22 protein-coding genes and 1 pseudogene are annotated in these 25,893 nt (G+C 63.2%); 3 read left to right on the top strand and 20 right to left on the bottom strand.

Annotation, left to right across the window (positions count from 1 at the left end; all coding sequences use genetic code 11):
- Nucleotides 1-30: 30 nt before the first annotated feature.
- The 13 genes from H8S62_RS12580 to abc-f all read right to left on the bottom strand — a co-directional run bounded on the left by H8S62_RS12580 (nt 31) and on the right by abc-f (nt 14,204).
- Entirely contained in the window at nt 31-429 is a 399-nt protein-coding gene (locus H8S62_RS12580; RefSeq protein WP_155151577.1) for a GNAT family N-acetyltransferase, read from the bottom strand.
- A gap of 1 nt (nt 430) precedes the next feature.
- Nucleotides 431-3,136, bottom strand: a complete 2,706-nt coding sequence (locus tag H8S62_RS12575) for an FtsK/SpoIIIE family DNA translocase (RefSeq protein WP_186919651.1) — start codon at nt 3,134-3,136, stop codon at nt 431-433.
- Between the two features lie 608 nt (nt 3,137-3,744).
- Complete coding sequence (locus tag H8S62_RS12570) at nt 3,745-4,608, bottom strand: undecaprenyl-diphosphate phosphatase (RefSeq protein ID WP_155151571.1); 864 nt, start codon at nt 4,606-4,608, stop codon at nt 3,745-3,747.
- Nucleotides 4,609-4,835: 227 nt separating this feature from the next.
- Nucleotides 4,836-5,570: a ClpP family protease gene (locus tag H8S62_RS12565; protein WP_155151568.1), complete on the bottom strand. Its 735-nt coding sequence runs from the start codon at nt 5,568-5,570 to the stop codon at nt 4,836-4,838.
- Nucleotides 5,571-5,890: 320 nt separating this feature from the next.
- Entirely contained in the window at nt 5,891-7,297 is a 1,407-nt protein-coding gene (locus H8S62_RS12560) for an aminopeptidase (RefSeq protein ID WP_155151565.1), read from the bottom strand.
- Nucleotides 7,298-7,312: 15 nt separating this feature from the next.
- Complete coding sequence (gene coaE, locus H8S62_RS12555) at nt 7,313-7,957, bottom strand: dephospho-CoA kinase (protein WP_186919650.1); 645 nt, start codon at nt 7,955-7,957, stop codon at nt 7,313-7,315.
- Between the two features lie 16 nt (nt 7,958-7,973).
- Nucleotides 7,974-8,444, bottom strand: a complete 471-nt coding sequence (locus H8S62_RS12550) for a prolyl-tRNA synthetase associated domain-containing protein (protein ID WP_243255672.1) — start codon at nt 8,442-8,444, stop codon at nt 7,974-7,976.
- A gap of 42 nt (nt 8,445-8,486) precedes the next feature.
- Nucleotides 8,487-8,843, bottom strand: a complete 357-nt coding sequence (locus tag H8S62_RS12545) for a DUF4180 domain-containing protein (RefSeq protein WP_155151557.1) — start codon at nt 8,841-8,843, stop codon at nt 8,487-8,489.
- Between the two features lie 30 nt (nt 8,844-8,873).
- Complete coding sequence (locus H8S62_RS12540) at nt 8,874-9,890, bottom strand: L-threonylcarbamoyladenylate synthase (protein ID WP_186919647.1); 1,017 nt, start codon at nt 9,888-9,890, stop codon at nt 8,874-8,876.
- 189 nt (nt 9,891-10,079) lie between these two features.
- On the bottom strand, nt 10,080-10,337 hold the full coding sequence (locus H8S62_RS12535) for a hypothetical protein (protein ID WP_155151550.1): 258 nt from the start codon (nt 10,335-10,337) through the stop codon (nt 10,080-10,082).
- Between the two features lie 40 nt (nt 10,338-10,377).
- Nucleotides 10,378-11,445: a peptide chain release factor 1 gene (gene prfA, locus H8S62_RS12530; protein WP_155151547.1), complete on the bottom strand. Its 1,068-nt coding sequence runs from the start codon at nt 11,443-11,445 to the stop codon at nt 10,378-10,380.
- A 60-nt stretch (nt 11,446-11,505) separates the two neighbouring features.
- On the bottom strand, nt 11,506-12,297 hold the full coding sequence (locus H8S62_RS12525) for a YdcF family protein (protein ID WP_186919645.1): 792 nt from the start codon (nt 12,295-12,297) through the stop codon (nt 11,506-11,508).
- Nucleotides 12,294-14,204: a ribosomal protection-like ABC-F family protein gene (abc-f, locus tag H8S62_RS12520; protein WP_186919643.1), complete on the bottom strand. Its 1,911-nt coding sequence runs from the start codon at nt 14,202-14,204 to the stop codon at nt 12,294-12,296. Before abc-f ends, H8S62_RS12525 begins: the two co-directional genes overlap by 4 nt.
- Nucleotides 14,205-14,275: 71 nt before the next feature.
- Between abc-f and mtnA the strand changes: the two genes are divergently transcribed.
- A complete protein-coding gene (mtnA, locus tag H8S62_RS12515; RefSeq protein WP_186919641.1) occupies nt 14,276-15,301 on the top strand; it encodes an S-methyl-5-thioribose-1-phosphate isomerase in 1,026 nt (341 codons plus the stop codon).
- A 21-nt stretch (nt 15,302-15,322) separates the two neighbouring features.
- Here mtnA and H8S62_RS12510 read toward each other — a convergent pair whose 3' ends face one another.
- The 5 genes from H8S62_RS12510 to tsaE all read right to left on the bottom strand — a co-directional run bounded on the left by H8S62_RS12510 (nt 15,323) and on the right by tsaE (nt 20,181).
- A complete protein-coding gene (locus tag H8S62_RS12510) occupies nt 15,323-16,726 on the bottom strand; it encodes a UDP-N-acetylmuramoyl-tripeptide--D-alanyl-D-alanine ligase (RefSeq protein WP_186919639.1) in 1,404 nt (467 codons plus the stop codon).
- An 84-nt stretch (nt 16,727-16,810) separates the two neighbouring features.
- Complete coding sequence (locus tag H8S62_RS12505; RefSeq protein WP_341481062.1) at nt 16,811-17,854, bottom strand: D-alanine--D-alanine ligase family protein; 1,044 nt, start codon at nt 17,852-17,854, stop codon at nt 16,811-16,813.
- A 557-nt stretch (nt 17,855-18,411) separates the two neighbouring features.
- Nucleotides 18,412-19,041, bottom strand: a complete 630-nt coding sequence (gene upp / locus H8S62_RS12500) for a uracil phosphoribosyltransferase (RefSeq protein WP_155151530.1) — start codon at nt 19,039-19,041, stop codon at nt 18,412-18,414.
- A gap of 4 nt (nt 19,042-19,045) precedes the next feature.
- Nucleotides 19,046-19,756: a tRNA (adenosine(37)-N6)-threonylcarbamoyltransferase complex dimerization subunit type 1 TsaB gene (gene tsaB / locus H8S62_RS12495; protein WP_186919636.1), complete on the bottom strand. Its 711-nt coding sequence runs from the start codon at nt 19,754-19,756 to the stop codon at nt 19,046-19,048.
- A complete protein-coding gene (gene tsaE / locus H8S62_RS12490; RefSeq protein WP_155151524.1) occupies nt 19,753-20,181 on the bottom strand; it encodes a tRNA (adenosine(37)-N6)-threonylcarbamoyltransferase complex ATPase subunit type 1 TsaE in 429 nt (142 codons plus the stop codon). Before tsaE ends, tsaB begins: the two co-directional genes overlap by 4 nt.
- Before the next feature lie 188 nt (nt 20,182-20,369).
- Here tsaE and H8S62_RS12485 point away from each other — a divergent pair, with 188 nt between their 5' ends.
- Together H8S62_RS12485 and H8S62_RS12480 are read left to right on the top strand one after the other, a co-directional pair.
- A complete protein-coding gene (locus H8S62_RS12485; protein ID WP_186919634.1) occupies nt 20,370-21,557 on the top strand; it encodes an FtsW/RodA/SpoVE family cell cycle protein in 1,188 nt (395 codons plus the stop codon).
- 354 nt (nt 21,558-21,911) lie between these two features.
- Entirely contained in the window at nt 21,912-23,231 is a 1,320-nt protein-coding gene (locus tag H8S62_RS12480; RefSeq protein WP_155151519.1) for an Ig-like domain-containing protein, read from the top strand.
- A 159-nt stretch (nt 23,232-23,390) separates the two neighbouring features.
- Here H8S62_RS12480 and H8S62_RS12475 read toward each other — a convergent pair whose 3' ends face one another.
- Nucleotides 23,391-25,298 (bottom strand): endonuclease MutS2, encoded by a 1,908-nt coding sequence (locus tag H8S62_RS12475; RefSeq protein WP_155151516.1) that lies wholly within the window; start codon nt 25,296-25,298, stop codon nt 23,391-23,393.
- 406 nt (nt 25,299-25,704) lie between these two features.
- Nucleotides 25,705-25,893, bottom strand: a pseudogene (locus H8S62_RS12470) (dihydropyrimidine dehydrogenase); the annotation flags it as partial.

Below are 25,893 nucleotides of genomic sequence, written 5' to 3'. Positions count from 1 at the left end.
GACTGCATCTGCGGAGGCTCTTTTTATCGTTTAAAGCTCTTTGACATAAAAATAATGTCCATACTGGCCGATGACGCCCTCCAGCGCGGCAAAGCGGCGGTAGCCCTGCTTCTCGTAGAAGCCCGGAGCCTGAAAGCCGAAGGTGTTCAGCTCCATCAGCCGGGCGCCCCGCGTCCGGCCTGCCTCCTCCGCAAAGCGGAGCAGCCTTGTCCCCAGGCCCTGCCCGCGAAACGCCTCCTCCACCCAGAGGACGTCCACCATGGCAAGCCCATCCGCCTGCCAGCCGACGAGCCCCGCGATACAGCGGCCCGCCTCATCCTCCATGGCGCAGGAGATATCCGACTGCGCCTGGATAAAGCACCTGTTGTACGCGCCCAGGCCCACCAGCGGGCGGAGCTCGTCTCCGTTTCTCGGCTTAACCTCGTACATATCAGTCGTCCCCCATGTCGAAGGGCGGCATCTCGCGGCTCTGGGGTACAGCGTCCCCCTCGTAGTCGAATTCCTCGGGGACCGGACCGGCGTCGGGCGCGGAGTCCACCATGCCCTGGCGGAACTGCATCTCCTGCCACTGCTCCTTGGTGATGAGGAGCTGCCGGGGCTTGGAGCCCTCGAAGGGGCCCACAACCCCCTTCTCCTCCATCTGGTCCACCAGCCGGGCGGCGCGGGAATAGCCCAGCTTCAGGCGGCGCTGGAGCATGGAGACGCTGGCCTGCCCGGTCTCCACCACCACCTCGATGGCGGCGGGGAGCAGCTCGTCAAAGGCGTCGTCCACGGCGTCGGGGGCGGAGCCGCCCACCCCCTTGCCGCCCTTCTCTTTTTCGGCGGCGTGCTGCTCAATCTCGCTGATGATCTCCTCGTCGTACTCGGCGGTGCCGCTCTGCTTGATGAAGTCCACCACCGCGGCCACCTCGCTGTCTGAGATCAGACAGCCCTGAACGCGCTGGGGTTTCCCGGTGCCCAGCGGAAAATACAGCATATCGCCCCGGCCCACCAGCTTTTCCGCGCCGGTGGTATCCAGAATGATGCGGGACTCCAGGCTGGAGGCCACCGCGAAGGCGATGCGGGAGGGGATATTGGCCTTCATCAGTCCGGTGATCACATCGGCGGAGGGCCGCTGAGTGGCGATAACCAGATGCATGCCCGAGGCCCGGCCCATCTGGGCCACCCGGCAGATGGACTCCTCCACCTCCTTGGCGGCCACCAGCATCAAATCGGCCAGCTCGTCGATGACCACCACAATCTGAGGCATCTTGCTCATGCCCTCAGTCCTGGCCGCGTGGGCGTTGTAGGACGACAGGTCCCTGACCCCCACCTCAGAGAAGGCGCGGTAGCGCTTCATCATCTCGGTGACGGCCCACTGGAGGGCGCCCGCCGCCTTTTTGGGGTCGGTCACCACGGGAATGAGCAGATGGGGAATGCCGTTATAGATGCCCAGCTCCACCATCTTCGGGTCCACCATGATGAGGCGGACCTCCTCAGGCGTGGCCTTGTAGAGGAGGGAGATAATAAGGGAGTTGGTGCACACCGACTTACCCGAGCCGGTGGTGCCGGCAATCAGCATATGGGGCAGCTTGGCGATGTTGCCCACGATACAGTTGCCTCCGATGTCCTTGCCCACGGCGAAGGACACCTTGGAGGGGTTGTCCCGAAACTCCTTGGAGTCGATTACCTCATGGATGTAGACCGGCGAGACCAGCTTGTTGGGCACCTCGATGCCCACCATGGAGATCTTGTCCGGGATGGGGGCGATGCGCACGCCGGTGGCCCCCAGGGCCAGGGCGATGTCGTCGGCCAGATTGGTCAGCTTGTTCAGCCGCACGCCCTGGTCCAGCTCCAGCTCATACCGGGTCACGGAGGGGCCCCGGGTCACGTTGACGATGTTGGCGTCGATGCCGAAGGAACGGATGGTGTCGGACAGCCGGTTCTGATTGGCCCGCAGCTCCGCCAGGGCGTCTCCGCCCACCACGCCGTCCCCCTCCTTCAGAAGCGAAACCGGCGGGTACTGGTAGGCAGGCGCGCCCTGCTCCAGACTCTTCTCCACCTCCTGCGCCACCTCCGCGGCGGCCCTGGCGGCCTCACTGGCCTTCACCTTGGGCACGGCGGGCTCCCGCTCAATCTCCGGCATGGGCGGCACGGGGACGGGCGCAGCGGGCTCCGGCGCGGGCCGGGTCACTACAACAGGCTCGGGGATGGGCGTGGGGACAGCGGGGGGCGGCGTGATAACGCTCTCCGGCGTGGGGATACTCTCCGCCACAGGCGCGGGCCGCTCCTGAGCCGCGCCCGCCAGAATCTGGTCCGGGGTAGGCACCGAGGGCTTGCGGTTGAAGAGCTTCTCCTTTTTCTCCGCAATCTGGGGCTCCGGCTCCGCACGGCCGGGCAGGGGGCCGTCGTCCACCGGGATATCAATGTTGGGCCTCCGCCTCCCCGCCGGGGCCGCCTTTTGGACGGCGGGCTCGGCGGGCGCTTTCCGCTCCCGGGGTCTTGGTTCGGGGATCTCCTGCTCCTCGTATTCGGGGCGGGGACGGTCCCGGATGTAGTCCACGATATCCACCACGGTCACATTGGCCGCGGCCATCAGCATAACGCCCGCGCCCAGAATGAACACGATGCCCGCGCCAATTTTGCTGAACACCGCGATAAACGCCACCGACATAAGACCGCTCACCGCGCCGCCGCTCTGGAGGGCCTGTCCCTCGGCCCAGAGGGTTTTAAAGAGCTCCCAGCCCCAGGTGTACTCCCCCTTCGCCATGAAAAGGTGGAGGATACAGCCGAAAATCACCGGCATCAGCATGGCGCACCACACCCGCGCCCGGACCGGGCGGCCCCGGTGGAGGGCAAGAATCACACTGGTGGCCAACAGCATGGGCGGCAGCAGCCAGAAGCCGTACCCGATGAGGCCCTTCACGATGTTCACGAAGAAATCGATGAAAAGGGCGTGGATGTTGAAGTAGCCAAAGGCGGAGAAGATGGCCAGCAGCAGGCATACCACCGCCCCCACCTCACGCCGGATGGGCTTGGGCTGGGGGGCGGTCTTCTTCCGGCTCCCCGTGGATTTGGAGGACGAGCTGCTCCGCCGGGCGCCGGAGGAGGACGCGGTCCGCTTTCCCCCTGTCGACTTCTTTTGGGCTGTTGCCAATGGAATCAATCCTTTCCTAGGAGTGGAGTATGCCCCACCCGGCCTGCGCCATGCGGGGACCCCGTCTTTTCATCTGCCCGGGCGGAGTCAATCCGCCCCGCATCAAGGTTTTGCCGCAGGCAAAACGCTTAGATCGCCGCACTCGCGGCGATGCGGCAAATTCGCCTTTTTCAATATCACAAATTTCAATATCACAAATTTCAATATCCCTGCAATCAGGCTCACCCCGCTCACGCACCAGCGGTACCAGGCGAACTTGACCCTCACCCGGCCTGCGCCGTGCGGGGACCCCGTCTTTTCATCTGCCCAGGCGGAGTCAATCCGCCCGGCATCAAGGTTTTGCTGCAGGCAAAACGCTTGGGACGCCGCACTCGCAGCGATGCGGCAAATTCGCCTATTTCAGTATCACAAACTTCAGTATTCCTGCAATCAGGCTCACCGCGCCCACGCCCCAGCAGTAGCAGGCGAACTTGAGCCCCACCCGGCCTGCGCCGTGCGGGGACCCCGTCTTTTCATCTGCCCGGGCGGAGTCAATCCGCCCGGCATCAAGGCTTTGCTGCAGGCAAAACGCTTGGGACGCCGCACTCGCGGCGATGCTGCAAATCCGCCTATTTCAGTATTACAAACTTCAGTATCCCTGCAATCAGGCTCACCGCGCCCACGCCCCAGCAGTAGTAGGCGAACTTGCCGAACTTACCCTTGTCCGCCAGGGATTTGACCAGCCGGATGGCGAAGTAACCCACAACGGCAGCCGCCAGCACGCCCACCAGGTAGACCGGCAGGAGCGGCACCACCGCCGTGGAGAAGTCCGCCGCCGTCACCGCGTCCTTCAGCTCCAGAATATTGGCCCCCACAATGGCGGGCAGGGACAGGAGGAAGGAGAACCGAACGGCGAAATTGCGGTCAAACCCCCGCATCATTCCCGCAGAGATGGTCGCGCCCGACCGGGAGATGCCGGGAATAATGGCCACCGCCTGGGCGCAGCCCACCAGCAGCGCGTCCGTCACGGTGGCGTTCTTCGCAGTTTTGCGGCCCCGGGCCAGCCGGTCGGAGAAAAAGAGGATGAAGCCGGTCAGAAGCAGCATACAGGAAACCGGTATGGAACTGACGAATAGGGCTTCGATGGCCCCCTTGAGAAACACCATCACAAAGAGGGGCAATGTACCGAGGATGATCAGCATAACAAGCCGCCGGGCCGGGGGAGGTGCGCCGCGGTCAGGCCGCTTGGAAAACAGGGCGGCAATGCCCAGGAAGAACTCCCGTATCATCTCCACAATGTCCCGCCAGTAGACGATACACACTGAGATCAGCGTGCCGAAATGGAGGAGTACTGTAAAGAACATATGCTGTTCCTCCACGTTTTCCATGCCGAAAAACGCCTGGAAGAGAGCCAGGTGTCCCGAACTGGAGATGGGCAGAAATTCAGCGACACCTTGGATGAGCCCCATCAGGATGGACATCAGATACGTCATGCGGTTCCCTCCACAGTCAGCGAATAGACATACAAGAGTATTCTACCACAATTGTGAGAGGTTTTCCATCATTTTTATTGGGATTATGTCAACGAAGCCGCTGAAAGGGCGGGCAGCCAATCAGCTGCCCGCCCCAGGCCTGACGTCAACGGCCTCCACACGTGGGAAAGCGGCAGGGCCGCGCCGTGCCGGATAAGGGGACGGCCGCCCTTCCCCTCGTCCGCCGCTTACCGTACCTTTGTCTCCTGCTTCTGTCTCCTCTCATCTATCATGGCGTGCAGGCACTCCAGCGCGTCGGCCAGCCCGCCGATGTGGTCGATGAGGCCAATTTTGACCGCCTCCTCGCCATAGATCACGCTGCCCACATCCGCCGCCAGTTCCCCGGTCTGGAGCATCATTTTTGTAAAGTCCTCCCGCTTTACTCTGCTGTTGCGGGTTACAAACTGAATGATGCGCTCCTGAATCCGCTCAAAGTAGTTGAATGTCTGGGGCACGCCGATGACCAGCCCGTTCAGCCGCACAGGATGGATGGTCATGGCCGCCGACGGCGCGACGAAGGACGTCTTGGCGGACACCGCCAGGGGCACGCCGATGGAGTGCCCTCCCCCCAGCACCAGAGAGACCGTGGGCTTGGACATGCTGGAGATAAGCTCCGCAATTCCCAGCCCCGCCTCGATATCGCCCCCCACGGTGTTGAGGAGCACCAGCAGGCCGTCCACTTCCTCGCTCTCCTCAATGGTGGCCAGCAGGGGCATCACATGCTCGTATTTGGTCGATTTCAAGGTGGGCGGCAGAATCTGGTGTCCCTCAATCTGGCCCACGATGGTCAGGGTATGGATGGTCCCCCGCTCCGTCTTGATGGTCGCCGACCCCATGTCCACAATCTGCTGCTGGCGGTCGTTCATGCTGGCGGTCTTGTCCTCATTTCCCGTCTCCAGGGTCTCTCCGGTCTCGTCGCTCATGCATCTGCCTCCCCATTGTTTCGCTTGGTGACAGTATGCGCAAATCCCCGGCAAAATAAACGAACGGCGGCGATATCTCCCAGGGCGCCGCCCCTCAAACAGCACCGGCGCGACGTTCCCGCCCCGCCTCTGCGCGGAGCAGCACAGAGGAACCGCCGCCGTGTGTCCTGCTGTTCCTCCGCCGCGCCCTCCTCCCAAGACGGAAAAGGGCCCGGGGTACACGCACTGTACCCCGGGCCTTTGGAGAGGATGACAGGATAGGCGGCAGCCGACCTGATTTATTGATAATGACAACCAGCAGAATACCGCCGCGGCGCCATTTACGCCTCGTAGACGGCCTTCATGCCCTTGTAGGTCATGTAGCAGTCCAGCTTGCCCACGGTCTCGAACGGGGCGTGCATAGACAGCACCGGCACACCGGCGTCCAGGGTGTCGATGTCCCGCTCCGCCATATAGACGGCCACGGTGCCGCCGCCGCCCTGGTCCACCTTACCCAGCTCCGCCATCTGCCAGACCACGCCGGCGGCGTCCAGGGTCCTGCGGACGTAGGCCACCACCTCGGCGGAGGCGTCCGACGCGCCGGACTTGCCCCGGGACCCGGTGTACTTGCAAAAGCTCATGCCGTAGTTCACCAGGGCGCTGTTGCGCTTCTCGAAGGCCTCGGGGAAATTGGGGTCAAAGGCGGCGCAGACGTCGGCCGAGAGGCAGAAGGAGTGCTCATAGCAGACCTTCAGCGGAAGGTGCTGGGTGTCGCACAGGTCGGACATAAAGGTGTCGAAAGCGGCGGACTTCATGCCCGACACGCCCTCGGACCCGATCTCCTCCTTGTCCGCCAGCATGCACACGGCGGTGCGGCGGGGGGTGCCCAGGGCGAAGAGGGCGGCGAGGCAGGCGTAGCCGCAGACCCGGTCGTCGTGGCCGTAGGCGCCGATGAGAGAGCGGTCGAAGCCGATATCGCTGGCCCGGAAGGCGGGCACGGCGGAGAGCTCGGCGGAGATGAAGTCCTCCTCCACGATGCCGTACTTCTGGTTGAGAATGTCCAACAGGGCCAGCTTCACGCGCTCGGAGCCCTCGTCGTCCTTGAAGGGGCGGCTGCCCACCAGCAGGTTCAGGCTCTCGCCGGGAATGGCCTCGCCCAGGGGCTTCTTGGACTGCTCAGCGGCCAGATGGGGCAGCAGGTCGTCCACGGTGAAGACGGGGTCCCCCGCCCCCGCGCCGATGGCCACCTTCACGGTGGAGCCGTCCTTGAGGACGATGACGCCGTGGAGCTCCAGGGGGATGGTCACCCACTGATACTTGCGGATGCCGCCGTAGTAGTGGGTCTTGAGGAAGCCCAGCTCGTCGGCCTCGTAGATGGGGTTCTGCTTCAAATCCAGCCGAGGGGAGTCGATGTGGGCCGCGCCGATGGCCACGCCCTCGCTCAGGGGCGCGGAGCCGACCACGGCCAGCATGACGGCCTTGCCCCGGTTCACCCGGTAGATCCTGTCCCCGGGATTCACCGCCATGCCCCGGACAAAGGGCTTGAAGCCCCGGGCCTCGGCCTGGCGCACGGTCTCGTCCACACACTCACGCTCGGTCTTGCCCGCGTCCAGGAACTTTTTGTAGTCCTCGCAGTAGGACCTCATCGCCGCCTCGTCCTCGGCGGTCAGGCGGTCATAGCCGTTCTTCCTGTTGTAGAGCAGGGTCTCCCGCAGCAGCTCGCCGGCGGTTTTTTGTTTTTCTTCCATGGGATGATTCCTCCTTTATGTTGCTTGCTGTCTGTGACCGGGGGCAGACGGCTGCACCCCATTCTCAAGAATCTGTGAAAACAGCTTCTTCGCCCTGGCCCGGAAGGTCTCGGGCGTATCGTCCGCGCCGTTTTCAAGGATATAGGTACAGTGTGCCCGGAAATAGCTCTCTTCTTTCTGCGCCTCCACCCGGGCGCGGGCATACGCTTCGGCTATGCCCTCCCGCGCCATAATCCGGCGCACGCGCACCTCGGCGGGGGCCAGGATGCCCACCACCACACCACATTTTTCACTCAGCCCGCTCTCAATGAGGGCGATGGCGTCAATGGCGGCGGCGGTCCGCCCCTCCGCCCGGGCGGAGGCCAGCAGCCGATCCACCTCTTCACCCACGTAGCGGTGGGTGATGGCGTTCAGGTCGGACAGGGCCCCGGCGTCGTGAAAGACAATCTCTCCCAGCCGTTTACGGTCCAGCCTTCCCTCCGCATCCAGAATACTCCAACCGAAACGCGCCGTCAACTCCGAACACATGGGTGCGCTGCAGTCCAGCAGGCGGTGATAGACCGCGTCGCAGTCGATAAGATAACCGCCCAACCCGCTGAGGGCGCCCAGCGCCGTGGTCTTTCCCGCCCCGGTGGGACCCGTGATGCCGATGATTTTCATTATCTGCACCCCCGCCTTATATGGTAATCCATGTCACGCGGCTGCCATGGGCCCGTATCAGCCGCGCCAGGTCCTCTACCCGCAAAAGCACGGAGGCGGTATTGTCGTTGGGGTGCACCATAATGCCGGGCAGCTCCTGCAAATCTGCGTCCAGCAGGACCTCCACGCATCGCGCCCCGTCGTTGAGCACGCCCAGCGGCGATACGGAGCCCTTTTTGAGCCCCAGAAAGCGCTCCAGCCGCTCCTCCGAGGCAAACCCCAGCCGCCCCAGCCCCATTGCGGCGGCGACGGCCTTTAAATCCGCCCGCTTCTCTTTCCGCAGGACGAGAAGGAAGTGTCGGCGGCCCTTGTCGTCCCTGAGAAAGAGGTTTTTGGCAATCAGTTCCCCGTGGGGAAGGTTCAGCCCGTCAATCTCCTCCACCGTAAAGGCCGCCGGATGCTCCGTCACCTCATAGGGGATGCCCAGCGCATTCAGCGCGTCGTACATAAATTGCTTCCTCTCCCGGGGCTCCACAGCGTCCATCTCCCCTCACCGCTCCGCGCCCAGCCGCTCCAGGGCCTCTGCCTCGGTGGGCAGAAAGCACACGGTTTTCCCCCGGTTGCTCTCGTAGAAGAAGTCGCGGAGGTTCTTGCTCGTGAAGGCCGAGAAATCCCCCACCACAGCCAGCGCCATGCCGTAATTGACGAACTTTTGCAGAATCTCCCCCGCAAGGCCGGTGGGCAGGCGGAAAAAGTCCCCGCACAGCGCCTCCCTGGGCAGAATCATCGCGCTGCAGCCGGTCTCGTACCGTACTGCGGCCAGAAGGTCCAGGGCCGACTGGGCGTCCTCAATCAGGACGCCCGGCTCGCGGACGACGGCCACTTGATGAATACACTCTAATTTCATGGTTTTATTTGCTGAATCAGCTCAGTTCTCCTATTCTATGTCTATGATATGAAATCCCGCCGCCTTGTTCAGGCGGTTGGAGACGGCCAGCCCGATTCCGGCGTCGTCGGGGCACTGGGCCCAGATCTCCTCCACCCCGGTGCCGTCGAAAAAGCGCAGCGCGTCGAAGACGTGCCGGGCCTGCTCCGCCTTGTCGCCCGCGGGACCCAGAAGCTCCACGGGATGCCCCGCAAAGCGCGGCGCGTACTCGTCGAAGCAGATAACCCCGCTTCCCGGCCGGATATGGGCCAGAATGTACGCGGCGCCCTTTTCAGGGTCCCCCCTGACCACCGTCACCGGGGCCTTGGGCGCGTAGTGGCGGTACTTCATACCGGGGGCCCGGGGCTGCTCGCCCGCCGACAACAGGCCGGTGACCGCCTTGTCCACGGCCACCTCCCCCAGTACGCTCCGCAGCTCCTCCAGCGTCACGCCGCCGGGCCGCAGGAGCCTGGGCGGGTCCGCCGTCAGATCGACAATCGTGGACTCCACCCCCACTGTGCAGGGTCCGCCGTCCACAATGCCGTCAATCTTTCCGTCCATATCCTCCAGCATATGCGCCGCCGTGGTGGGGCTGGGCCTGCCGGAGGTGTTGCCCGAGGGGGCGGCCACCGGCAGACCGGCGGCCGCGATGATTTCCCGGCACAGCGGATGGGCCGGGCAGCGCATCCCCACCGTGTCCAACCCCGCGGTCACCGCGTCGGGCACGTGTTCCCTCCGCTTCAGGATGATGGTCAGCGGCCCGGGCCAGAACCGCTCCGCCAGCGCGTAGGCCGCTGCCGGGACATCCGCGCAGTACCGCTCCAGCCAGTCTGCGGTGGGGATGTGCAGAATCAGGGGGTTGTCCTGTGGGCGGCCCTTGGCCTCAAAGATGCGGCCCACCGCCGCCGGGTCCAGACCGTTGGCGCCCAGGCCGTAGACCGTCTCCGTGGGAATGCCCAGCAGTCCGCCCCGGCGCAGAATGTCCGCGGCCTGCAACGTATCCCGGCCGGCCAGTCGTTTTGTCGTCAAAGTCACTCGCCTCGAAAGCTCAGAATCGTATTACTTCCAGTCCTCGGGCCGCTCCATGCAGGACTGGAGCAGGCCGAGAAGTCCCGCCGCAAAGAGGACCACACCGGAAATCAGAGTCAAGATGCTGGTCGCTTTTTTCATCGTCAGTTCCTCCTGTTATTTTACCCGCCGGCTTTTTGACTGCAATGCTTACTCGTATATGCCCACGGCCACGCCGGACAGCTCGATCATGGTGTCGCGGGGGTAGCCCGCGCTCTGCAGATAGTGCTTCACTGCCAGGATGCCGTGCTTGGGATTGGTCAGCTCGTCCTCCAGCTCCAGCTCCACGTACCCCTCTCCGGAGCCGGTCAGCCAGCCGTCCTCCTCCAGAAGATTGGCAAGCTCCAGCTTCAGCGTGTCGGGGGTGACCCCCTCGGGCAGGTTATGGTAACGGACATACATCTCCATCGCTCTGTTCTCCTTTTCGATTGCGTGTTGCCGGGCGGGGTCAGCGCCCCTCCCCGTTTTGCTTGAGCCGTTCCGCCTGGTCAGCCGTGACCAGGCCGTCAATAATCTCGTCCAGGTCGCCGTTCATCACAGCGTCCAGCCTGTAAAGCGTTAATCCTATCCGGTGGTCGGTGAGCCGCCCCTGGGGAAAATTGTAGGTGCGGATGCGCTCGTTGCGCATCCCGGTGCCAACCTGGCTGCGGCGCTCCTCCGTCAGCTCGCTGGAGACCCGCTCCTGCTCCATCTCATAGAGCCGGGAGCGGAGAATCTGCATGGCCCGGTCCCTGTTTTGAAACTGGCTGCGCTCCTGCTGGCACTCAACCACCAGGCCCGAGGGCTTGTGGATGAGCCGCACGGCGGAGGAGGTCTTGTTTACGTGCTGTCCGCCCGCCCCGGAGGAGCGGAAGACCTGCATCTCGATGTCCGCCGGATTGACCTCCACATCCACGTCCTCCACCTCGGGAAGGACCGCCACCGTCACGGTGGAGGTGTGAATTCGTCCGCCCGACTCGGTCTCGGGCACCCGCTGGACCCGGTGCACGCCGCTCTCGAACTTAAGACGGCTGTAGGCCCCGTCTCCCTCAACAATAAAGGATACTTCCTTTACACCGCCCAGCTCCGTCTCGTTGAGGTTGGCCACCTCCACCTTCCAGCGCTTCGCGTCCGCGTACATGGAGTACATCCGCATCAGGGAGTTGGCGAAGAGGGCGGCCTCCTCGCCGCCCACCCCGGCCCGAATCTCCACGATGACGTTTTTACTGTCGTTGGGGTCGCAGGGCAGGAGAAGAATCTTAATCTCATGCTCCAGGCGCTCGATGTCCTCCTTGGCCTGGGCGTACTCCTCCTGGGCCAGCTCCTTCATATCCGGGTCGGACATCAGCGCCTGGGCGTCCGCCAGGTCCCCCTGCCGGCGGATGTAAAGGCGGTATGCCTCCACCACCGGCGAGAGCTCCTTCTGTTCCTTATTCAGCTTTGCCACCAAAGCCGGGTCTCCGTAGGTCTCGGGGGCATTGAGACGCGCCTCCAGGTCCTGATAGTGAAGCTCCAGGCTTTTGAGCTTGTCAAGCATAGGTATTCCTCACAATATCTTTTTTGTATTCTGTCCCATCCCGTGCGGGTATTTCCCGTCTCAGTCGAACAGGAAGGATTTGACCACCGCCGGGAGCTCCCGCACGTAGCTGGAGACCTTGGCCGGCAGGTCGGTGGCCGGGGCCGCCAGGGTGGAGATCTCCAGCCCATAGCGCTCCGCCAGCATCCGCACCCGGGTGAGGTGGAAGCCGTTGGACACCACCAGCAGGTGGGTGTCATCCATTTCATACCCCTTCCCCTCCAGCAGCGCCCGGGTATTCAGCAGATTTTCGCTGGTGTTGTGGGATTCGTCCTCCATCCAGATCCGCTCCGCCTCAATGCCCCGGGCGGCCAGGTAGTCCCGCATCGCCAGGGCCTCAGTGGTGGGTTCGTCCCGCCCCTGTCCGCCGGAGACCACCACCGGAAGCTCCGGATGCTCCTTCAGATATTCTGCGGCGGTTTCCAGCCGGTCCCGCAGCAGGGCGGCAGGCCCGCTCTGCTTCACCTGGGCGCCCAGCACCACCACCACCTGGGGTTCGCCCTTCAGCTCCGTCCTGCTTCCGGCGATAATGACGCCCTCCAGTACGGCGAAAAACACCAGGGACGCAGCCAGCACGGCCACCAACACGATCCGCACGGCCCTGCCCAGCCCCGGCTCACACCGCAGGGAGAGCCCGTAGACGGCGCAGACCACCGCCAGCGCCAGCAGCGGCAGAGCGATGAAGCGGATGCCCGCGTTGACGAAGAGTTCTATCAGCAGCGCGGCCGCCGCCAGTACGGCCGCCAGGAGAAAGGGGGCGATGGTGGGCTTTTTCCCGCTGTAGCCGCGGCGGCTTCGCCTTTGCCGCCTCATCCCTGGACTTCCTCCAGCTCGGCGGCCAGCTTCTCCCACCTGGTATAGAGCGTGGCAATCTCATACTCCAGCGCGGTGCGCTGCTCGTAGAGCTCCTGGAGTCTCAGATAGTTGCTGGCGGCCGCCTCAATCTCCTGCTCCAGCTCAAACATTTTCTCCTCGGCCTTGGAGACCTCGCGCTCGGCCACGTTCACCTGCTTCTCCAGCTCCTTGGTGCCGCCGGGGCGCTTGGGCTTTTCCTTTTTGACCTGCCTGGCGGCGGAGGCCGGCGCGCCGGAGTCGTCGCGCCCTGCAGCGGCCTTCCGCTCCCTGGCGTCCTGGTATTCCTCATAGGTGCCGTCAAAGTCGGTGATGTGCCCGTCCTCCAGCATCCAGATGCGGGTGGCAAAGCGGTTGATAAAGTAGCGGTCGTGGGAGACGAAGAGCAGATTTCCCTCGTAGGTCTCCACCGCCTCCTCAATCCATTCCCGGCTGGCCACATCCAGGTGGTTGGTCGGCTCGTCCAGAATCAGGAGGTTGATCTTCTCGTCCATGAGCATGCACAGCCGCAGCCGGCTCTGCTCGCCGCCGGAGAGGGCGGAGACGCTCTTGAACACGTCCTCCCCCTGGAATTTAAAGGCCGCCAGGCGGTTGCGGGCGGTCTGGGTGGAGCAGTCAAGGTCGTAAATCATGGTGTCCACCAGATTGCGCTCCGGGTGGTCAAAGTGAATGATCTGGGGCAGATAGCCGATTTTTACCGTGGGCCCCATGCGGATTTTACCCGCCGTGGGCTCCTCCTCCCCCATGATCATCTTAATCAGGGTGGACTTGCCGGTGCCGTTGTCGCCCAGCAGGGCGATACGCTCGCCCCCCTCCACCAGCAGATTCACGTCCGAGAAGAGGGTGCGGCCCTCAAAGGACTTGCCCAGTCCCTTGACGACCATGACCTCGTCCCCTCGAAACTCCCGCTCCCCGAACTTGATGTCCATGCGGCGCTCCTTGGTGGGCCGGTCGGTGGTGCGCAGGCGCTCAATCCGCTTTTCCATGGAGAAGGCCCGCTTGTGAAGCTTGTCCGCCCCCATGAACGCCCACAGGTGCAGCTTGTCCGCAGCCTCCTGGAGCTGGTCAATCTTGGCCTGCTCCTTCTCATACTGCTTGAGCTTCTCCTCGTAGCGGCGCTCCTTCTCCACCACGTAGAAGCTATAATTGCCCTGGTAGAACTCGGCCCTGCCGTTCTCTATCTCAATGACCCGCCTGACCACCTTGTCCAGAAACCAGCGGTCATGGGAGATGGCAAGGACGGTTCCTTTATAGCGGGACAGATACTCCTCCAGCCATTCGGTGGCGTGGAGATCCAGATGGTTGGTGGGCTCGTCCAGAAGGAGGATGTCCGTATCCTCCAGAATGAGCCGGGCCAGGTTTACCCGGGTCTTTTCTCCGCCCGAGAGGGCGGAGAAGAGCTGCTCACGCATCTCCCGTGGAATCTCCAGGCCGTTGCAGACCTTGTTCAGGGCCGTGGCCGTATCGTAGCCGCCCCGCGCCTCAAAGGAGGCCGCCAGCTCACCGTACCGCTTGAGCAGGGCGGGCGCGCCGTCCAATTCCATGCGGCAGCTCAGGTCCTCCATCTCCGACTCGATGGCCTTGAGTCCGCGAAACGCCGTGTTCAGTACGTCTTCCACCGTATAGGCGGGGGGATAGACCGGGATCTGGGAGATCAGCCCCAGGGTTTTGTCCGGGGCCACCATGACCTCGCCGTCGTCGTGGTCCAGCTCGCCGGTGAGGATTTTAAAGACCGTGGTCTTCCCCGCGCCGTTCTTTCCCAGCAGGCCCACCCGCTCCCCCTGATCCACCTGAAAGGAGAGGCCGTCCAGTATTTTATTGCCTACCTCGAACTCCTTGGAGAGGTTCGAGACCGATATATCTATCATCTCTCTTATTTACTCCCGATGCACATTATGGTATCATATGGTTCACAAACGAATAGAACGGAGGCTCCGCTATGGAAGCCATTCAATGGAAAGCCAATTCCCTTTACCTGCTTGATCAGACCAAGCTGCCCGTGGAGGAAGTCTGGCTGGAATTCTCCGATTACCGGGCTGTGGCCGGGGCCATCGCAGCCATGGTGGTCCGCGGCGCGCCCGCCATCGGCGTGTCCGCCGCCTACGGCTACTGCCTCGCCGCCATGGAATACCGCAGCCTCTCCCCCGCCGCCTTTCAGTCCAATATGGCCCTGGCAAAGGGCGTCCTGGCCGCCAGCCGCCCCACAGCGGTCAACCTCTTCTGGGCCCTGGACCGGATGGAGCGCTGCCTCAGCGCCCACGGAAACTCCCCTGACGCCGTTCCGGCCCTGATTGCGCAGGCCCGGGCCATTCACGCGGAGGATGTGGAGATGAACCACGCCATCGGCGCCCACGGCGCGGCTGTGGTGCCGGAGCACGCCCGCGTTCTGACCCACTGCAATGCCGGCAGCCTCGCCACCGGCGGCTACGGGACGGTACTGGGTGTCATTCGCTCTGCCTTTGCACAGGGTAAAGTCGATATGGTTTACGCCGATGAGACCCGGCCGCTTCTCCAGGGCGCCCGGCTCACCGCCTACGAGCTGGTCCGCGACGGCATTCCGGCCACGCTGATTGCAGACAATATGGCGGCCTTCCTGATGGCCCGGGGTAAAATCGATATGGTCATCCTGGGCTGTGACCGCATGGCGGCCAACGGGGACTTCGCCAATAAGATCGGCACCTACTCGGTGGCGGTCAACGCCCACCACCACGGCATTCCCTTCTACACGGCGCTGCCGTCCTCCACCATCGACCTCAGCATCCCCGACGGCGGCGGCATCCCCATTGAGGAGCGCCCGGGCAGTGAGATAACCCATGTCTTCGGCGTACAGACCGCGCCGCTGGAGGTGGGAACCTACAATCCAGCCTTCGACGTCACCCCACACACCCTGCTGACCGGAATCGTCACGGAGAAGGGCGTGGTCTATCCGCCGTTCCAGGAGAACCTGGCCAAGCTCTTCGGGTAGAGGGACGCGCAGGCCCGCCGTCTACGCCTCTTTCGTCAGCCCCTTCAGATACTCCACCAATTCCTCAAACGCCATCCCGCGGGAGGCCTTGACCAAAATGGTCGTGTGTGGTTTCACCACCTGCGCCAGGACGGGCAGGGCCTCTTCTTTTGTGGCGCAGTAGTGGACCTCGGGCACCATGGCGTCCCTGGCGGCGTCGTAGATGTTCTTCGCCAGCTCGCCCACGGCCACCAGCGTGTCCACCCCCGCCTTCCCCAGATAGGACCCGATGCCCGCATGGAGGGCGGGGGCCAGGGCTCCCAGCTCAAACATATCGCCCAGCACGGCCACCTTCCGCTCCCCGTGGGACTTGGAGAGCACCTCCACCGCAGCCCGCATGGACTGGGGGTTGGCGTTATAGGTGTCGTTGAGAATGGTGATGTCCTCCTCCCGCTGGAGGATGTTCATGCGCATCTTGGTGGGGGCGAAGTGGAGCACGCCCCGCCGGAACTCCTCCGCGCTCACGCCGAACCGCTCCGCAGCGGCCGCCGCCATCAGTGTGGGGTAGATCATATGGCTGCCCAGCGCCGGGATGTCCACTTCGCAAGTCATGTGAGGTGTAATCACTTCACAGTGTAGATTGCTCTTTCCGTCGCTGACGAGATGGTCGGCGGTGTAGTCCAGGCCGGGCCTGCCGCCCACCCACAGGATATGACCGGCCCGGCTCCCGTCCAGCGTGTCCGCCAGGGTGCGCAGCAGCTCGTCGTCCCCGTTGAGGACGGCGGTGCAGTACGGCTTTGCATGGCTGAAGATCTCGCACTTGGCCTTAAGGATATTCTCCCGGGAGCCCAGGTGCTCGATATGGGAGTCGCCGATATTGGTGATGAGGCAGACGTCCGGCTCCGCGATGGCGGACATGACCTCAATCTCGCCGGGGTGGTTCATACCCATCTCCAGCACCGCGATCTCGTGCTCCCGGGTGAGCCGGAAGAGGGTGATGCAGGTGCCGATGTCGGTATTCAGGTTCCCCTCGGTCTTGAGGACCTTGTAGCGCTCCCCCAGGACCGCGGCCACCATGTCCTTGGTGGTGGTTTTCCCCACGCTTCCGGTGACGGCCACCACGGGGATCTCAAATTTCTTTTTATAGTACTTCGCCAGCTCCCGCAGGGCCCGCTGGGTGTGCTCCACCTTGATATAGCATTTACCGGGCAGATAGCTCTCCCGTTCGCGCTGGGTAAAGCAGGCGGCGGCGCCGCCCTCCAGGGCGCTGGCAATGTAGGCGTGGCCGTCGAAGCGCTCGCCGGACAGCGGGATAAAGAGAGAGCCCTCGTGAATGGTCCGGCTGTCGGTCTCCACCCGGCCAAGCTCCAGGTCCAGGTCGGTAAAATCGTTCAGAATGCGGCCATTGACTGCGGTCAGAATCTCCCGTATGGTCATCGGTTCCATAAAATTCTCCTTGCGTCGAATTTTTATCTCGGCGGCAGTCGGGGCGCAAAAGCCCCGCCCTGCTCGCTGAATATTCAGGCGGCCTTACCGGCCCTCTCTCCGCGCCTTCAGCGAGGCCTCCACGATGCGCTGACAGAGCTCCTCGTAGCCGATGCCCACGGCGGCGGCCTCCTGGGGAACCAGGCTGGTGGGGGTCATGCCGGGCAGAGTGTTAATCTCCAAAAACCAGGGCTCTCCGTCCGCGTCCAGAATGAAGTCGGCCCTGGAGTAGACGGACAGGCCCAGAGTCTCATAAACCTGGACGGCGGCCTCCCGGAGTCTGGCCTCCGCCTCTGGGGGAATTTCCGCCGGGCAGACCTCCGTCGCCGCGCCGGGCTGGTATTTGTTTTCGTAGTCGTAAAAACCCTGCTTGGGGATAATCTCAATGGAGGGCAGGGCCCGGTCCTCCAGAATCGCCACCTGGAGCTCCCGCCCACTGACATACTGCTCCAGCACCGTCCGCCCGCCCAGGGCCAATCCGGCCGTCAGCGCCTTGCGCAGCTCCTCCGCCGTGCGGGCGATGGATACCCCGATGGAGGAGCCGCTGGCCACCGGCTTCACCACCAGGGGCAGCCGTGCGGTGGCGACCAGGCCGTCGATGTCGGCGGCGGTGTAACTTACGGTCTTCCAGCCGGGGGTGTTCACCACATCCTCCACCAGCCGCTTGGTCATGTCCTTGTCCATGGCGATGGCGCTGCCCAGATAGCCCGCGCCCGTGTAGGGAATGCCCATCAAGTCAAAGGCCGCCTGCACCCTGCCGTCCTCTCCGCAGGAGCCGTGGAGCGCCAGAAAGACCAGGTCCGCCATGGCGCACAGCTCCAGCACGCCGGGACCGAAGAGGCTGGGGCTGGTTCCCTTCCGGCTGCTGCGGACCTCCTGCAAATCGGGGGCCTGGCGGCTGACCTTCCTGCCGGCCCGGTCGACGGGCGCGCCAAACAGCCCGGCCAGCTCCGGCCCGGCGGACTCCACGCCGAAGTACATATCCACCAGCGCAGTCTGATGCCCCAGGCTCTGCAGGGCCTCCGCCACCATGGTGCCCGTGGACAGGGATACATTCCGCTCCGGGGACAGTCCCCCGGCTAAAACCACAATTTTCAAATCAAAAAGCTCCTCTCAGGGCTCACTCTGTTCCAGTTTACGCAGTTGGAGAATATTATAGCACCTTCCAGGAAAATACTCAACCGCTTTCGCGCAATTACCGCCCGTCTCACTGCGCTCCCCTGAAGCCCCGCCCCCCCGCAGAAATGACATTTATGCGCTCAGCAAACAGGTGTTCTGCCGCCCAGGTGACCGGAGGAAACGCCCCTTTCCGGCGCCGTATGGGCGCGGGAAAGGGGCAAAATCGCGTTCTGGAGTTGAACAAAAAACTCCGGACGTTTTTCGTCCGGAGTTTTCAGCCTGTCTAAAGAAGGCCGCATGACGGCTGGAGCTCAATTTCCTGGGAAAAAGTCGCCCCATCCGTCACGAGGAGTGTCATCTCTCAGGCGTATGTCCCCGGAAATGACGGATTCTTATTTTATTCCGTCGTCTGCGGACGGTGGAATTCTGCGCGGACGGATTCAATCCGTCCGGCATCAAGATTTTTACCAGGGGAAATCGCTTGTGCGCGCCCAATGGCGCGCACCTGGACAATGCGCCTGAAACGCCTACTTCGTGCCGAAAATCCGATCACCCGCATCGCCCAGGCCCGGGACGATGTAGCCATGGTCGTTGAGCTTCTCGTCCACAGCGGCGCAGTAGATGTCCACGTCGGGATGGTCCTTGTGCACGCGCTCAATCCCCTCGGGCGCGGCAATGATATTCATCAGCTTGATGTGTTTTACACCGTAGTTCTTGATGAACTGGATGGCCGCGGAGGCGGAGCCGCCGGTGGCCAGCATGGGATCCAGGATAATGACGTCGCGGTCGGCGATATCGTTGGGCATCTTGCAGTAGTACTCCACGGGCTCCAGGGTCTGGGGGTCCCGGTAGAGGCCGATATGTCCCACCTTGGCGGAGGGGACCAGGGTCAGGATGCCGTCCACCATGCCCAGGCCGGCGCGCAGGACGGGGACAATGGCCAGCTTCTTGCCCGTAAGGGCCTTGAACTTGGCGGTCGCCACAGGCGTCTTAATCTCCACGTCCTCCAGGGGCAGATCCCGTGTGGCCTCATAGCACATAAGGGTGGCAATCTCGGAGACGACCTCGCGGAAGTCCTTTACGCCGGTATTCTCATCCCGCAGGATGCAGAGCTTATGCTGAAGCAGAGGGTGGTCCAGAACGTGTACCTTATCCATGGTTTTATTCCCCTTTATTCTTTTCTTTTTCCAGCCGTTCCCGCTCCGCCTGGGAGAGGCGGTGGTAGCTGGGAACCAGGCCGTCCGCATCGGTCAGCGCGCCCGCGCGGGCTTGCTCCAGGGCGCATCGCGCCACACCCCAGGCGCTCTGAAAACGGAGGTGCTCCGGCGCAAGGCGCAGGTCCAGCCCCCGTTCTTTTAAGGTATTATAACACAATGCCGCTCCGTCTCCAACTAAAATTTGCGGTTTTCCGGCATTTTTTAGCTCCGCCCCCAGGTCGTCCAGGCTGATGGCCCGGTCCTCCGTCAGCCGGACGGGCGCGCCGTCCACGCCGAGGAACCGTGCATTGTAGACCTGGCCGCGGCGGGCGTCCATCACAGGGCAGATCTCCATATCCATGTGCGCCGCCGTCCAGGCCATGGACTCCAGGGTGGACACCCCGGCGCAGGGCTTGCCGAGCGACCACGCCAGCCCCTTGGCCGCAGCCACGCCGATGCGCAGCCCCGTGAAGGAGCCCGGCCCCGCCGCCACGGCCACCACGTCCACGTCCGCCGGGACCGCGCCGCAGTTTTTCAGCAGGTCCCCGCACATGGGCATGAGGGTCCGGCTGTGAGTGAGGCCGTTGTTCTGAAAGGCCTGGGCCACCAGCGTCTCATCCTCGCACAGGGCCGCCGAGCAGGCCACCGCGGAGGACTCCAAAGCCAGTATTTTCATCCCCGCTTCCCCTCCTCTATGGTAATGACCCGCTGGCTGTCGTCCGCTCCCCGGCGGATATCCACCCGGATGCAGTCCGCGTCCAGCGCGTCGTCGACAATCTCGCTCCACTCCACGGCGCAAATTCCGCCCCGGGCCAGATAATCCTCCCAGCCGATGTCGAAGAGCTCGTCGGACCCGCCCAGGCGGTACATATCGAAATGGAAGAGGGGCAGCCGCCCGTCTCCGTATTCGTTGACAATGGTAAAGGTGGGGCTGGTCACCCGGTCGGCGACGCCCAATCCCCGGGCCATACCCCGGACAAAGGCGGTCTTCCCCGCCCCAAGGTCCCCGGTGAAGGCCACCACCGCGCCGGGCGCCAGCCGCTGAGCCAGCCCGGCGCCCACGTCCTCGGTCTCTTTTACGCTGCTTGAAATATACTCCATATTACACCTCTGGCACTCAATCAGGTAGACATTATAACATAAGTCTTAAGAGCGCGCAAAAAATGTTTACGCTCGCCGCAAAAGATGGTAGAATACACTGGTTGGAGTTTCCTCCGCTTTTGCCGTACGGTCTGTCCGGCTCTCTCACGCTGTGTGTCTCACGTTTCTCCCAGAAAGGAGGCGGCCCATTGTCCTGGCTGCGCGATTCTGTCCGCGAGTTCTTTCAAAAAGGCGACCTGCTCCTCCTGGGCCTGTGCGTCGCCGCGTCGGGCTATGGCCTGGTGCTTATTTTCAGCGCCACGCGCTATTTGGGCGACAACAACCGAAAGGTCCTGGTCCAGGCGGCCGCCATCCTCCTGGGCGTCCTGGTCTATATCTTCTTTTCCGCGGTGGACATTGAGCTCATCACCGAGAAGTCCTGGAAGCTCCTGCTCGTCTTCAACGTCGTCTTCGTACTGCTCACCCTCACGCCGCTGCGCGTCGAGGGGACAAACGGCAACCAGAGCTGGATTCACATCCCCGGCTTTCCCGTCAATCTCCAGCCGGCTGAGATTGTCAAGCTCACCTTTGTGCTCCTGCTGGCCTGGCAGTTCCACAAGCTCCAGGAGCGCGGCCTCTCCAAGCCCTTCTCCGTCTTTCAGACCGCCGGACACACCCTGTTCATGTGCGGCATCGTGGCGGTGGCCTCGGGGGACTTTGGCATGGTCCTCACCTATCTCTTCATTTTTGTCACCGTCGCCTGGGCCGGCGGAATTAAGAAGCGCTGGTTTCTCCTCGCCCTGGTGGCCGCCGTGGCGGCCGTCGTGCTCATCTGGCCCCACGTCAGCGGCGATTACCGCATGCGCCGCTTCACGGTGGTCATCGACCATCTCATCGGCAACCCGGACACTCTGCAGGAGCAGACCCTGGGCACCGGCTATCAGCAGAGCAGAAGCATTTTGTATATCGGCAGCGGCGGCCTCTTCGGGCAGGGCTTCCTCAAGGGCGTCCAGACCCAGAGCTACAACTCCATGCCCAAATACGTCCGCGAGACGGACGAAATTTTCGCCGTCTGCGGCGAGGAATTCGGCCTGGTGGGTTGCGCGCTCCTGCTCCTGCTCCTCTCCTGCATCATCCTGCGCTGCGTATGGGTGGCGCGGAAGGCCCGCTCCCCCCAATCCGCCCTGATTGCCATGGGGTATGCCGGAATGCTCCTGATTCAAATTGCCGTAAACGTGGGGATGTGCCTCTACATCTTCCCCGTGGTGGGTCTGACGCTCCCCTTCATCAGCTACGGCGGCTCCTCCATCGTCACCATGTTCGCCGCCATGGGCATCGTCTCCAGCATCAAAATGCGCTCCCTGCCAAGCTGGCTCAGGGACAGAAGCAAATTGTAAAAAAGAGCCCGCTGCAAAATGGACGCAACTCGTCAAGCATTCATTGCCGCGCCGGCACACATGCTGGCGCGGCAATCCGTTCCTCCACGAAAAGGGCGGATTCCCACGCAAAAATGCCGCCCAGGGACATGCGCCTGAAAACGACACTTTTCATGGCGGATGGGGCAGCTTTTCCCAAGACATCGACCCCATCCGCCATGCGGCTTTCTGTCAAAGAAGCGCTGCTGAGACCGTGCGCACAAAATTGTGCGCACGGTCTTTTTCAAAGGAATAATCTCTTTCCATTGGCAAAGACTATGCTTACATCCAATTTCCCCGTCAATTGACAGGCATCCAATTAAGGAGGTTATTCTCTTGAAACACCGTGATTTTCTGCGCCGTTCCCTCCCCCTGGTGGTCCTGACCGCCCTGGCACTGACCTTTACCCTGCCCGCCTCCGCCCTCTTCTTCGGCAGTAAGGACGAGACGGCTCCCACCGTCGCCGCTTTCTCCAAAAACGGCCTGAGCACTTCCGCCATCGCTTTCTCCGCCGACGACTTTGTGACCACGGGCAGCGCCGCTCTGGACTCCATCGTCATCGCCCAGCTTCCCGACCGGAACGCCGGAGCGCTGACTCTGGCCGGCCAGGATCTGGCTGTGGGTGACGTGGTGGCCATGAGCGCGGTCTCCGGCCTGCGCTTCCAGCCTCTGGCCGTCCCCACGGTGGCCAGCACCGCTTTCGCCTTCACCCCCGTCTTCGCCGACGGCGCCTCCGGCGAGTCCGTCAGCGTGGGCATCTACCTGCTGGCTGCCGAGAACAGCGCGCCCATTGCGGAGAACCTGGACCTGTGCACCTACAAGAATGTCGCCATCACCGCCCAGTTCGCAGCCACCGACCCTGAGGGCGACCTTCTCACCTTCCAGCTGGTCCAGAAGCCCGCCCGGGGCGCCGTAACCATGCCCGAGGACGGCTCCAACGAGTTCGTGTACACCCCCTACGAGAACAAGACCGGCAAGGACTCCTTCACCTACGTGGCCGTGGACGCGGTGGGCAACACCTCCGCCCCCGCCACCGTAAAAATCAAGATCGACAAGTCCTCCACCAAGGTCACCTATGCCGACATGGCGGGCGTCCCCTCCTACAAGGCCGCCATCCGTCTGGCGGAGGAGGGTATCTTCGTGGGCGAGTGCATGGGCGGCCAGTATTTCTTCAATCCCGACGCCCCCGTCAGCCGCAGTGAGTTCGTGGCCATGGCCATGAAGACCGTGGGGATGGACGCCCTTTCCGACGTGACCACCACCGGCTTTGCCGACGATGTGGCCATCCCCACCTGGGCCAAGCCCTATGCGGCCTCCGCCCTCAAGTCCGGTGTCATCCAGGGCGCGGCCGACGCCGACGGGCGCATCGTCTTCAACAGCGAGAACACCATCACCCGCGCGGAGGCCACCGTCCTGCTGGACCGCGCCCTCCAGATCTCCGACGTGTCCGAGACCATGTATGCCGACACCGAGCTGGCCCCCGTCTGGGCGGTCCAGTCCGCCGCCAACCTGGAGACCTGCGGCGTACTCCGTACCGACAGCACCGGCGCGCTGGGCCTCTCCGCCCAGCTCACCCGCGGCGACGCGGCCGAGATGCTCCTGGGCGCCATGGAGGTCCTGGATAACCGCACCTCCGGCGGTCTCTTTAACTGGTAATAGGAAGACCCAAAGGGCGCCCCGTCAATCAAGACGGGGCGCCCTTTGGGTCTTCCATGGAATCAAGGCTGCGCCCGGCAAATGGAAATCGCACAGGCAGGGCGGAGGCCCCCCATCCGCCCTGCGGCCCGTACCGGCCTTTCCGCGTCTCCTCTTCTCCTACAGCTCCTCCACTTGGATGGTCAGCCCCGGCGTAAAGCGCCGCTCCATCTGGTGGCGGGCCTTGCGGTTTTCCACGCTGTCGAAGAGAATGGAGAAGTCGTAATCCGGGGGATAGAGCTCACTGGCGGGGGTTTTTAATGTCAGGCGTTTGTGGTTGACAAGGCTCTTCACGCCCTGAATCTGTACGCCCACCATCCCCTTTGCGTCCGCGCCGCGGAAGACCAGTCCCAGCTTCCCCTCCGGGCCCACCGTCACGCTGTCTCCGATGGCGTAGTCCGCCGCCGCCTCCCGCTGCCGGACCGGGGCCTCCCGCCGGAGCTGCGACGGAGCGGCGGCGCGCTCGTCTTCAAAGAAGACCTCCTCCGTCAGCTGTTCTGTCTCCCAGCCGCCGTAAGCCGCCCGGGCGGCCCGCTCCAGCATCTCCTCCGGAAAGCCCAGCCGCCGGGCGATGTAGAGCGCGCAGCTCTCACCCGCTTCCCCCTGCTCCAGCCGGTACAGGGGCTTCAGGCTCTCCCGGTCGAATGCCATCCGGGCGTTCTGGAGCCCCGCAGCTTTGGCCGCGTACTCCTTCACCTCGGGATAGTGGGTGGTGGCGACGAAGAGGCAGCCCTTCCGCCGCAGCTCCTCCAGAATAGCGACGGCGATTCCCATCCCCTCCGCCGGATCGGTGCCGGAGCCCAGCTCGTCCAGCAGGACCAGACTGTCCCGGCTTGCCCGGGACAGGATATCAATGACGTTGGTGATGTGGGAGGAGAAGGTGGAGAGGTTTTCCGTAATGCTCTGCCCGTCCCCGATGTCGCAGAGCACCTGATCCCGCAGGGGGAATCTCGCCCCCTCCGCCGGGACGTGGAGCCCGCTCTGGGCCATCATGGACAGCAGTCCCACCGTCTTGAGCGCCACTGTCTTCCCGCCTGTGTTGGGGCCGGTGATGACCACGCCTCTGGTCCGCCCCCCCAGCGTAAAGTCCAGGGGTACGCACTCCTCCCGCCGCAGCAGGGGATGCCGTCCCTTTCGGATCTCAATGGTCCGGCCCGCCTCGAGCTCGGCGGGCACCGCCCCCATCCCGGCGCTGAGCCGCGCCTTGGCGAAGACCACGTCCAGGGCGGTCATGGCCTCCATATTGATTTTTATCTGCCCCATGCACTCGTCCACCAGGGCGGTAAGGGTGTAGAGGACCTTGCGGATCTCGTTGTCCTCCTCGATTTTCAGGGTGTTGATCTCATCCTGAAGGCGGGACACAGCCGAGGGCTCAATGAAATAGGTAGCGCCGCTGCCGCTGATGTCCACCACCGAACCGGAGACCTGGTGCTTGTACTCCTTCCGAACCGGCAGGACGTACCGGCCATTGCGGATGGAGACGCCGTTCTCGGAAAAGCAGCTCCTTTTCCCCCGCAGCAGCTCGTCCAGCTTCCGCTTGATCTGGCCGCTCTGATGTTCAATTTTCCGGCGGATGTCCCGCAGGGCGGGACTGGCGCTGCTGAGGACCTGGCCGCCCTGCACCGCCTGGTCGATCTCCTCCTTCAGCTCGGTCAGCTCCCAGATGGACTGTCCGTAGCCCGCCACGCCGCCCCGGTCAGCCTCCGTCTTTTTCAGATAGCTTTTCAGCTTCCGGCAGGCGTTGAGAAAACGGGCGATGTGCTCCAGCTGTTCCGCCGAAAGCATCCCCTCCTTTTCACAGAGGGAGATCGCCTCCTCCATATCCGTCATGGCGGAGAGGGGCGGGCTTCCGCATTCGTCCAGAATCCGCCGGGCCTCGGTGGTCTCCGCCAGTCTGCTCCGGCACTCCCGCTCATTGAGGCTGGGTTCCAGAGCCGCGAGCTCCCGCCTGGCCGCCGGGGAGACGGCGTATTCGCAGAGCATATCTTTGATTTGATTGTATTCAAGTGTTATTTCAATCTGATTCATAGGGATCAATGCCTCCTTGCAAGTAAAAAAACAGTCAAAAACGCCCACGGCCGCACCTGCCCTCTCCGGCTGAGAGGACAGACTGCTCCCGTGGGCGCACTGTCGCAATTCGGCTCCGATGAAACAGAAAAAGACGCGGCGGGACAAACCCGCCGCGCCCTCCGTATCTCACAGGAATGGCCGTATCAGCAGTCTGTTCAGGCAGATGCGGGTACGGCAAAACAGACGGAGTCACTCCGCCCTTTTCCCGACCCGGTACAACATTTAGTTGTGCATCGTCCGAACAGACTCAATTAACAAAAAAACCACCCTTTGTTCTAAGCTGGGCCTATCATACCATGGGTCAATTCCTGTGTCAACTGGAAAAAAACGCGGCCCGCCAGTGTCGGGCCGCGTCGTTATCGGTTTATTTTCCGGCGATGTAGGCGTGAATCTGCTCGGCGGCCTTCTTGCCCGCGCCCATGGCGAGGATCACAGTGGCCGCGCCGGTCACCGCGTCGCCGCCGGCGAACACGCCCTCGCGGGTCGTCGTCACGCCGTCGTCCTCCACCACCAGGCAGCCCTTCTTCGTCGCCTCCAGGCCCGGCGTTGTGGA

Source organism: Lawsonibacter faecis (assembly GCF_014287675.1).
Classification (GTDB): domain Bacteria; phylum Bacillota; class Clostridia; order Oscillospirales; family Oscillospiraceae; genus Pseudoflavonifractor; species Pseudoflavonifractor faecis.
The sequence above is the reverse complement of the archived record's forward strand: the minus strand, read 5'-3'. Positions and strand labels throughout refer to the sequence as shown.